We start from the raw sequence: 10,886 nt of genomic DNA, 5'->3' as shown, positions 1-10,886 counted from the left end.
CCAACTATACAATAACTATTCAACCGGATTTGATATTAGTTCCAATTCCAAGGATCGTATAGAATATCAAAAGTAGAGCGTGAAAGTAGGAAGATTTGGATGTGTTTGCCCTAGTATGTCTTTTCTTGACCGATCAATGGAATAGTGCTATCATATCAACTATGGCAACCGCGCTATTACGCAACCTGTATACGAACGCGATGGTATTCTCTTCGTAGACTCGGATCTGCCTGATAGCATGCGGTTATGCCGTTTTCCTGAGTTTCTATATAATTCAATTACTACACGCATCAAGAGGAAACCCCCATGACCCAACAAGAGGAAACCCCCATAAACCAACAAGAGGAAACCGCGTCTCAACAAGAGGAAACCGCCTCTCAACAAGATGCACCCTCCCCTACCCAACAAGCTAGCAAGCTAGTCATCATCACCGAAAAGTTGCTGCAGAAAAAGATCGCCAAGATCATCGACGCAGCCGGAGCTACCGGTTATACGGTGGTGGAAGTCGGCGGTAAAGGCAGTCGTAACGTACGCTCGTCGGGAAAACCGGCCGTTGGCGNCTAGCAAGCTAGTCATCATCACCGAAAAGTTGCTGCAGAAAAAGATCGCCAAGATCATCGACGCAGCCGGAGCTACCGGTTATACGGTGGTGGAAGTCGGCGGTAAAGGCAGTCGTAACGTACGCTCGTCGGGAAAACCGGCCGTTGGCGACAACTACTCAAATATAAAGTTCGAGGTACTTACTCCCAACCGGGATATGGCTGTGAAGATTTCCGATGAGGTCGCAAGCCAGTTTTTCGACGATTATTCTGGCATCGCCTATCTCTGTAACGTGATGGAGGTACTGCACGCGCACACATTCTGACTCAAAACCTAGCCGGTTAAACCAAAAAAGCCGGGGTCATTCCCCGGCTTTTTGGTGACTGTGTTTCTTGCCTGCAAGACGTTGACGCTGACGAAGAACTCATATCAAATCCGTTAGTATCGGTATAAAAAAGCAGAGAAACCGGGTTTATATCAAATGCCCTACAATACTAACATTGACCTTCCACAAACACGGTTTCTTATTATATAGAATCCGGATAATTACCATAGCTAAGTCCGCAGCGACTTACACTCGTGGAAGGCTTGCGGAGCATTCCGGAACGGATAGCAATCTCAGTGGCGCACGGAGATTGCTTCCTTTCGTCGCTGCGGACGACTGTTCAACCCGATTCTATATTACTCCGAAGCAAGGGAATTTGATATCATTAACCCGATGTTGCTGAAATTGTGGGATGAATATTAAGTGGGGTGGGACAGGCATCCTGCCTGTCCAAAAATATCAGGAACGGGCAAGATGCCCATTCCACAAAACTATTAAAATTATCCCGCACTTTTGACACTCCACGGACTAAAGTCGGGTCGATTCTTCAGAGGAGTTGTAAATCGGGTTAAAACCACGATTTCCACATTGCACGGTTCCCGAAAAATCGAAACGGCCACATTGGCAGCACCGTACCGTAGTACGAATACAGCAGCAGTAGGGGCGAACGGCCGTTCGCCCCTACTNCACATTGCACGGTTCCCGAAAAATCGAAACGGCCACATTGGCAGCACCGTACCGTAGTACGAATACAGCAGCAGTAGGGGCGAACGGCCGTTCGCCCCTACTAGGCGGTGCCAATTGCCACTACTCTCTCCGGCCAAAGACCATTGAGGCTACTTTTTAAGTTGTTAATTAATCATAACACATTTTGTTGACTACGGATTAAAATCCGTCGAGTCGTTTCCATCCACCGCATAAAAGACGGTGGTTTCCCACTTACCGAAATTTTACGATGAAACGCCTATTATTTACCCTATAGGCAGCGTGTTTCTTGAATGAAGACGACGCAGACCTTGAGATAGCTAACGCGTTTGTCGCCGGGCTAGGGTAGCACCGACAGACAACGACCTAGGCTCCGCTTGCCATCAGCGCTTGGGCGAGCGCAATGTAGAGCGGTATTCCCAAGGCAAGCGCAACTGGCGTGCCAACGGCTGTGGACGAGCCTATGTAGGCAGAAGGATTGGCAGACGGGATACCAGCTCGTAAAGTTGGCGGCCCAGAGATGTCTGAACTTGAAGTGGCGATGGTGGCTAGGATCACGATACCGCCAAAGCTGAATCCCGTGGCGTAGTGGGCAATCATGCCGAGACCGAAGGCTATGAACCCATGCAGCAGGGGACCCACAAAGGAATATAGAGCGTACCACTGGCCTACCTTGCGTAGCTCACCAAGTCTTGCTGTGGCTTCCATACCCATTACCAGCATCAGTATCGAAAGCAGCCCGCGAAAGGGGGGACTGAAAAAGCTATCATAGACACTTTCCGGCCGGGTTAGCAGACCTAGAGTGAGGCCGATAAGCAGTGCTGATAGGGCAGATCCCTGGAGACTTTCCTTGATGATAGGCCATATTCTAACCCCTGAGCCTTTGGTATTGCCCGTATCTGTGGGATATCCGGCTGCAACAATGCGCCGTTCAATGCGCCGTTCATTGGGATCCCCGCCTGCGGTAACGGGCTGCTTGCTGAGATACTCCTGCTTGCTGAGACTATCCTCTGCAAGACGTAACTGTTTCTGCTTAGTGGTATAAAGACTGGCTAATACTATCGCAGTCACTAGGGCTGGGATGTCCATGAAGGGATAGAGTGCAGCAGCCCATGGCTCGTATTCGATACCTTCTGATTCCAGTAGGGTTAGGGCAGCAGCCAGGGTAGATCCACTCACGGCACCGAATAAGCCCGCTGTCGCAATGGCATCTACCATTCTTACTTTCGGCAACAGACCTAAAGTGTAGCGCCCGATAAACACGATCAGAATCCCTATTATCATGGCAAACGCTGCGGGCACCAGCATCTCCACAAGATTTGCATTCCGGATCGCAATGCCACCGCTTAGGCCGACTTTGATGAGCAGCATGAAGACGATAAACTTATAGATCGCATCAGGAATTTGCAGTTGGCTATTAACGGCAGCAACAACCATACCACCAATTAGAAAGCCGAGTGTCGGGGACTGCAACTTTCCCACCAAGAGTGTCCAGAAATTAGAAAAAAATTCCATGTTGTAATTCCTCCTTAGATTCAGATTTTAGGGTTGAAAATGGCAGGTAAGCGTAGCCTCAAATCCTGGGTTACTGGCTCCACACATCCGTGTAAGTAGCGAGTCAAGCTCCCACTAAATTGCATCTCCATCTCGGTGTGTCGTGTGCTGGAAGATAAGGTTTAGCTCCAACCAGAGAAATGATCGCACTAATCAGTGTTGATTCATTAGCAATGGCTTTTTACATAGTTTACCAGCAATTGATTCGTAACATCCGAGGGATACATACGAGGAACGCCTTTTCGGGTACTCAATTCAGATGCGAGAACGCTCAGGCAGCCAAGATATTATCTTCGTCCTGCTATATGGTCGATTTTAGCCTCAGCGGTATGTTATAGCTTTAGCTTTTTTTGTATAAATATCTATAGTTATCGAATTAATTGCTAGAGATAGCTGTTTTGGCAATTCATGGCGTTGGTAAATAGAAAGACGAATTGAACTATCCAACAGCTACGGCTCGGAAAGCTTATTTCTTATTCCTTACTTTCCTTTCGCGCTTACAATACCGATGCTACCAGACATGATATAAAACCACTATATACTAATGAATTTGGCTAGTTTATAGTTGGCTAAGATTCCACTAACTTTTAAATCTTCGCTTGACTTCAGTTCCGTGGTTCTATATGTTGTCAATTTATGGAGTGCATCTTTGCAGATGTTTCGCTGCGCGACATGAAAACCTACTTCTTTGGGTAGTAAGGAGACCTGGCATTGCTGAATTAAGGTATGAAAGTAGGTTTATAGCAAATAGGGAACAAGGAACACTTAACTTGGAACAGTTAATATTAACAAGTAGTTCAAAAAATCCAAAATACAAACAAAATACAAAATTATCAAATCATACCCAGAATCAACAACGCCGGAGACCACAGTGCTAAAACTTTCATCATTCTTTGGCAAGCAATTGCTGACGCAAAGCTCTGCTTTTCATGTCGGCGACAGCCGAAAAGAGAAACACTTATTGGCAGTGTTACTTCTGGGTAAGTTACGGTCATCCTATCTATGGAAAGATTTATACCATCTTTTAAATTACTAACGCCCCTTTATCAAAGTATCAATGCGAGTTTGATTATTAACTCCATTCTGACTTGCACCATTAATATTGACATCAGTAACTAAAGACACGGCTTTAACCAATGCTTGCTTCCGATCCATCAACAGATTTTCTGAAGGTACAATGTTTAAAACTCCCAATTTTTCTAACCGTCGTTTAACNGAAAGATTTATACCATCTTTTAAATTACTAACGCCCCTTTATCAAAGTATCAATGCGAGTTTGATTATTAACTCCATTCTGACTTGCACCATTAATATTGACATCAGTAACTAAAGACACGGCTTTAACCAATGCTTGCTTCCGATCCATCAACAGATTTTCTGAAGGTACAATGTTTAAAACTCCCAATTTTTCTAACCGTCGTTTAACACTACCCGAAGCACCAACTAAGAATACTTGACGACCTGTATCAACTGTTTCCTGAATCGCATTTTCTATTGCTAGAGCAGAAGTTACACCCATGTGAGGTACTTCTGCCAAATCTACAATCAAGACTTCATAATTATTGAGAAGTGTGTGCTGGCGAGAGATTGCTTTAGAAACACCGAATATCATCGGACCACTCAAATGGAATAATAAAATCCGACCCTCAGCACGATCTAGTATTTCTTTCTCATCATTATCTAAGACAATCGCATCATCGGCATCAGTAATAGCTTTAACATCATCAGATTTTAGCTGAGTTAGGCGATCGATAGTCAGAACATTAGCAATAAATACCCCAATACCTACAGCAGCAATCAAGTCAACAAATACAGTTAGACCAATAACAGCGTACATAATGATTGCAGATTTCCAGGAGATATAATGAGCACGCTTGAGGAAACCCCAGTCAATAATCTTAATCCCTACTTGGAGAGCAATACCTGCCAAAACAGCCATAGGAATTTGTGCAGTTAAACTACCAGCTCCCAAAACTACAACCATCAAAATCACAGCACGGGTAACACCAGATAAAGCACTGCGAGCACCTGTATTGATATTAACCACAGTACCCATAGTTGCACCAGCGCCTGGAATACCACCAAATAAACCAGAAGCTAAGTTACCTAAACCTTGACCAATTAATTCTTTATCAGAGTTGTGTTGAGTACGAGTCAAACTGTCAGCTACTACAGAAGTTAATAGAGCATCAATACAACCAAGCATAGCTAAGACTATGGCATCAACTATCATTAACTGTAACTGATCGGGAGTAAAGTAAGGTAATTGTAAACTAGGAAGACCACTAGGAATTTCACCAATACGACGAATATCAACATTTGAGAAAAATACAACAGAAATTATTGTTCCTACTACCAATGCTAGCAATGGTGGTGGAACGAATTTCTTAACTTTAGATGGCACTAAGAAGAGGATAGCTACTGTGAGAATTGCTAAACCTGTCTCAATAGGATTAATATTTGTCAAAAGGTTAGGTATGTTCTGAATAGTACCAACTACACCACCCTTGGGACTAGCTTGTCCTAGAAACGGACCTATTTGCAGGATAATCAGGATTAGACCAATACCTGACATGAAGCCAGAAATCACATTGTAAGGCATCATGGTAATGTATTTACCCAGCTTTAATAAACCAAAACTGATTTGGAATAAACCAGCTAGCATTACCACTGTGAAAGCCATTACCAGACCATTGTCTGGGTTGGCAGCAGTTAAGTTAGCAATCACTGCAGTCATTACTACCGTCATTGGTCCGGTAGGTTCAGAAATTAGAGTTGGAGTACCACCAAATAGTGCGGCAAATAAACCTACTAATACAGCACCATATAAACCAGCAGCAGGACCTGCACCGGAAGCGACACCGAAGGCGAGTGCCATAGGAAGAGCAATTACGGCAGCAGTCAAGCCACCGAACATATCGCCCTTAAGATTTCTAAAATGTATTTTGTTAAAAACCTGCGTAGCCATTGTTTTATCTTATTAAGTTATTCTTTTTATTGAATAGGATTTACCTAAACTTCTATATACACCTTGAGTTTGGTGTAGGATAGGTTGCAACGAATCTACAACGCTACAACTAGAGTTACTTTGTAATTCCTATTTAGTTTAGTCAATGTAATTTATATTAATCATTGACTATAGTCTATGTCAAGATTATTATAAAAATTAATTGGGAATGCAATACTTAATAGTTTGCAATTACTTATATAAGTATTAATATTTTCTTTATTTTTCTTATAATTAGGAGGGAAAGTCCTTGATTCAGGCCACCTTACATCAGTTAAGAGTGTTTCAGACAGTAGCTAGTCATGGTAGCTTTACTAAAGCTGCTGAAGAATTATTCATTACCCAACCGACTGTCTCTAGTCAGATGAAGCAACTCACCCAGATAGTGGGGATGCCTTTATTTGAACAAATTGGTAAGCAACTTCACTTAACTGACGTTGGTAGAGAATTATTGGCCACTTGTCGGGAAGTGTTTGAACAGCTCGATCGCTTTGAGATGATAGTTGCTGACATAAAAGGTAAAAAACAAGGAAAGTTACGTTTGGCCGTAGTAACTACTGCTAAATATTTTGTGCCTAGAATCTTGGGTTATTTTTGCCAAGAACATCCACAGGTTGATATTGCCTTAGAGGTGACAAATCATCAAAACATCACCAGGAGAATGATGGAAAACCAAGACGATCTATATATATTGAGTCAACCTCCTGAAGACATTCTTTTGCGCAACGAATATTTAATGGATAATCCCCTAGTTGTAGTAGCGAATAAAAATCATCCATTAGCAGGGAAGAGAAATATTCCGATTAAATCTCTCAATAACGAAGCCTTTATTATGCGAGAAAATGGTTCTGGTACTCGTCAGGCAGTGCAACAACNAAACCAAGACGATCTATATATATTGAGTCAACCTCCTGAAGACATTCTTTTGCGCAACGAATATTTAATGGATAATCCCCTAGTTGTAGTAGCGAATAAAAATCATCCATTAGCAGGGAAGAGAAATATTCCGATTAAATCTCTCAATAACGAAGCCTTTATTATGCGAGAAAATGGTTCTGGTACTCGTCAGGCAGTGCAACAACTATTTGGCAGACACAAAGTTGTCGTGAAAGTGCGCTTAGAGTTAGGCAGTAATGAGGCCATTAAACAAGCGATCGCTGGTGGTTTAGGAATTTCTGTTTTGTCAGAACATACCCTATATAGTGAAAGTTCTAAATTGGAACTCACAACCTTAGATGTTAAAGGATTTCCGATTAAACGAAAGTGGTATGTATCTTATTTAGAAGGTAAACAACTATCAGTAGTAGCTGAAGCATTCTTACAATATCTCCATGAGTACACTGAGAAAAATGGTGTTAGTTACCGTCTTGTTAGTTAATAAAGTAGTTAGCAATTTGATGAAATACAAAATCTAAGGTATTCAATAATTAACAATTAATAATTAATTATTACCTCTTATTAAATACAGATAGGATTGGTTAAAAGTAATTTTTTGCTTTTTTTATTCTTGAAAGGAGAGGCTTTAAACCTTATTTTTTTGGTAGGAAACAAGCAATATACAACATACAACCCACATTCCGCACTTCAATTTGTAGTATCAAAATCAGCATGAAAAGTAGTGGTGTTATAAGTATTTATACNTTGAAAGGAGAGGCTTTAAACCTTATTTTTTTGGTAGGAAACAAGCAATATACAACATACAACCCACATTCCGCACTTCAATTTGTAGTATCAAAATCAGCATGAAAAGTAGTGGTGTTATAAGTATTTATACTCTAGAAATTATCTCTATTTATGAGTCAAATTCTCAGGAAAATATTAAGCATAAATACTTACTTAATTGTTAACTACTATGACTTTCTCCTGTTTACGGAGCATGACCTAGGAAATTCTGACTCCTGTAGGGGCGTTTTGCTGCGCGACATATAAAGCGGAGCTTTGCGTTAGCACATGGCCATTTCCGTTCCGGAATGCTCCGCAAACGCNGCGCGACATATAAAGCGGAGCTTTGCGTTAGCACATGGCCATTTCCGTTCCGGAATGCTCCGCAAACGCCCCTACGACTCCTGACTCCTATTTTTGTGCTACATTTTGTCGTGCGGAATGTAGGAGACAACAGAGATTAATAGACATCTCCAATCCGATAATTTACCTAAAACCCCAGTAACGAGGTTGGGTTGTTGAATCTTAATTTAGGGAAATTTCTAATGTTATTTTGCTGATCACAAAGGAGTCTAAAATAAAATTTCTAAGTCTAATTTTTGATTCCTATATCATCACTATACTTGATCTACAGATTCTTGAAATTTTAAGGTAAAAAAAAAATTGCTACAACTCTTACCAGATACTCCTATAGTTCCATTTACTATTCTTTTGGCAGTCGTCTTGACTGTACCACCAATTTTTGAGCGTTTACGTCTGCCAGGGTTAGTTGGTTTATTAGTTGCTGGAGTCATTCTAGGACCCAGTGGAATTCAACTTTTGAGTTCTGACGATCAGATAATGAAGTTATTCACAGACATAGGCAAAATATATTTAATGTTCGTTGCCGGACTAGAAATTGACCTCGCCGAGTTCCGCAAAACTAAAGAACGTTCCCTAGGTTTTGGAGTAGCTACATTTGCACTACCACTCATTGGTGGCATTTTAGTAGGGCAACTATTTGGCTTTGGTTGGAACTCCTCTGTTCTCATTGGTTCCCTACTCGCTTCCCATACTTTATTAGGTTTTCCCATTGTCAACCGTTTAGGAGTGGTAGGGAATGAAGCAGTGACTGTCACCATCGGTGCTACAATTTTTACTGACATTGCTGCTTTGTTAGTATTAGCAATTTGTGTATCAATTCATGCAGGAGAATTTTCTGTAGCTAGTCTTGGCGTACAGTTAGTAACTTTAGGATTATATTCAGCAGCAGTCTTATTTGGTTTAGACTGGGCAGGAAGAGAATATTTCCGGCGAACTGGAGATGAGGAAAGTAATCAATTTTTGTTTGTACTCTTAGCCGTCTTCCTAGCGTCAGTTGGTGCCCAGGCAATTAACGTCGATCAAATTGTAGGTGCATTTCTAGCTGGTTTAGCAGTTAACGATGTCGTAGGTAGAGGTCCGGTAGAAGAAAAAATTGAGTTTGTCGGTAGTACCCTATTTATCCCTTTTTTCTTTGTAGGCATGGGTTTGCTGTTGGATGTACAAGCATTTATAGACAGTCTGACTACTGACTTAGGACTGACTCTGGGAATAATTGTCGCTCTTGTAGTTGGTAAATTCCTCGCCGCAGCGATCGCCAAAATTCTCTACCGTTATAATTGGAATCAAGCTTTTACTATGTGGTCTCTGTCGATGCCACAAGTAGCAGCAACTCTGGCAGCAGCATTAGCTGGTTTCGATGTAGGATTAATTTCTGAGTCAGTATTCAATGGTGTGATTGTTTTAATGTTGGTGACATCTATTTTAGGTCCTCTGATGACGACTACATTTGCTAGTCGGTTGCCACAACCTAAAATAGACCTCAAAACTGAGAATGCTTTAACTAAACAGGAATATCCTGAAGATGGTTTACCCCATCCTTTTACTGTTGTAGTTCCAGTATATAATCCCCTAACAGTAAGATACTTAGTAGAAATGGCAGCACTTTTAGCTCGCCATGAATCAGGATTCATTGTGCCATTATCTATTGCCCAGGCTCATGTTCACATGGATGAGGTAGAACTAGATAGTGCTATGCGGATGAGTCGGCGTTTAGTGAACCGTTCGGTAGAAATTAGTAAAGAATTTAAAGTCGAAGCTCAACCTGATATTAGAATTGATGACGATATTGCCGAAGGAATAAGCCGCACTGCGAAAGAACAAAATGCCGATCTCATTGTCATGGGATGGAGTGAAATTGGCGGTTTGCGAGCGCGGTTATTTGGTAATATAATTAATAATGTGTTTTGGTCTTGTCATTGTCCGGTTGCAGTAATGCGTTTTTTGGATGAACCGACTAATATTCGTTCGATCTTAGTTCCTTTGAAACATATAACGCCACAGACTTCACAGGAAATTACATTTGCCCTAATGTTTGCAGATACAAATCAAGGGGAAGTGACATTTCTTCATGTTTGCGATCCGAGAACTGCTCAACAACAAATTAGTGATTTTGAATCTCAGTTATCTACTTTAATTTCTCAGTCAAGTTTTAATGTGAAAACAGAAATTCGGACTATTCGCCATGATGATATTTCTAGAGTAATTACGGAAGAGTCAAAATATATTGATTTAGTTATCTTGCGTTCTATTCGGCGTCGTACTGCTGGTGGATTAGCTGTGAGTAATGTGACGATGGAAGTAATTCAAGATTTGACTTGTTCAATGCTATTGTTTGGAGAACCACATACTTGATATCCTCCCGACGCTGCTATGCCCAAAGCAGCACGGGATTCCCTTTTCATGTCGCACAGCGAAACATCACTGATAGGGAGTTTTTGCTACCTCTTGCTTCTTGACATCAGTTTGTGGATATAGTCAAATTGTGTATCTTTATAGATAGCTTTTACTAAATCTTATTTTAATCTAAATCTGGATAATTGTCATTCGTATTATCACCTATTTTTTGAACTGTTTGATTGAAATGAAAATCTGTAATTATACTATTGCTACTCAGATAAAAGTTTGTTTATCATAGTAAACGTAAAGCAAACAGCTATAAAACTTATATTCCGCCTATCTGACACAGAGAGCTTTTTTTCTAAAAGCCTTGCTATATCTGATTAAAAAAAT

General features: G+C 41.2%; 6 protein-coding genes and 2 pseudogenes. 5 read left to right on the top strand and 3 right to left on the bottom strand.

What is annotated here, in order from left to right; all coding sequences use genetic code 11:
* Positions 1-306: 306 nt before the first annotated feature.
* Both AFK68_RS46500 and AFK68_RS42620 read left to right on the top strand, forming a co-directional pair.
* Positions 307-559 (top strand): annotated as a pseudogene (locus AFK68_RS46500) (P-II family nitrogen regulator); the annotation flags it as partial.
* A gap of 1 nt (position 560) precedes the next feature.
* On the top strand, positions 561-865 hold a 305-nt coding region (locus AFK68_RS42620; RefSeq protein WP_143438273.1), incomplete at its 5' end, for a P-II family nitrogen regulator.
* 1,071 nt (positions 866-1,936) lie between these two features.
* On the opposite strand, the gene AFK68_RS25965 is transcribed toward AFK68_RS42620, so the two are convergent.
* The 3 genes from AFK68_RS25965 to AFK68_RS25960 all read right to left on the bottom strand — a co-directional run bounded on the left by AFK68_RS25965 (position 1,937) and on the right by AFK68_RS25960 (position 6,092).
* Positions 1,937-3,085, bottom strand: a complete 1,149-nt coding sequence (locus AFK68_RS25965) for a sodium-dependent bicarbonate transport family permease (RefSeq protein ID WP_094676332.1) — start codon at positions 3,083-3,085, stop codon at positions 1,937-1,939.
* An 872-nt stretch (positions 3,086-3,957) separates the two neighbouring features.
* The gene (locus tag AFK68_RS37390; RefSeq protein ID WP_168186662.1) at positions 3,958-4,119 is read right to left on the bottom strand and encodes a hypothetical protein; all 162 of its coding nucleotides are present in this window, start codon (positions 4,117-4,119) and stop codon (positions 3,958-3,960) included.
* Positions 4,120-4,367: 248 nt separating this feature from the next.
* Positions 4,368-6,092, bottom strand: coding sequence for a SulP family inorganic anion transporter (locus AFK68_RS25960; RefSeq protein WP_094676330.1), 1,725 nt, complete (start codon positions 6,090-6,092; stop codon positions 4,368-4,370).
* A gap of 289 nt (positions 6,093-6,381) precedes the next feature.
* Between AFK68_RS25960 and AFK68_RS39835 the strand changes: the two are divergent.
* The 3 genes and pseudogenes from AFK68_RS39835 to AFK68_RS25950 all read left to right on the top strand — a co-directional run.
* Positions 6,382-7,006, top strand: a pseudogene (locus AFK68_RS39835) (LysR family transcriptional regulator); the annotation flags it as partial.
* Between the two features lies 1 nt (position 7,007).
* Positions 7,008-7,509 (top strand): LysR substrate-binding domain-containing protein (locus tag AFK68_RS42615; protein ID WP_246844468.1); only part of this gene is annotated, 502 nt, incomplete at its 5' end.
* Positions 7,510-8,456: 947 nt separating this feature from the next.
* On the top strand, positions 8,457-10,508 hold the full coding sequence (locus tag AFK68_RS25950) for a cation:proton antiporter (RefSeq protein ID WP_094676326.1): 2,052 nt from the start codon (positions 8,457-8,459) through the stop codon (positions 10,506-10,508).
* Positions 10,509-10,886: the final 378 nt, after the last annotated feature.

The organism is Hydrocoleum sp. CS-953, from assembly GCF_002260545.1.
GTDB lineage: Bacteria > Cyanobacteriota > Cyanobacteriia > Cyanobacteriales > Microcoleaceae > Trichodesmium.
This window is presented reverse-complemented; position numbering and strand designations above follow the sequence as displayed.

What these genes read in the sequence shown, in the direction of transcription:
- AFK68_RS37390 (WP_168186662.1), bottom strand. Translation starts at nt 4,119, where the DNA reads ATGACCGTAACTTACCCAGAAGTAACACTGCCAATAAGTGTTTCTCTT.
- AFK68_RS25960 (WP_094676330.1), bottom strand. Translation starts at nt 6,092, where the DNA reads ATGGCTACGCAGGTTTTTAACAAAATACATTTTAGAAATCTTAAGGGC.
- AFK68_RS25965 (WP_094676332.1), bottom strand. Translation starts at nt 3,085, where the DNA reads ATGGAATTTTTTTCTAATTTCTGGACACTCTTGGTGGGAAAGTTGCAG.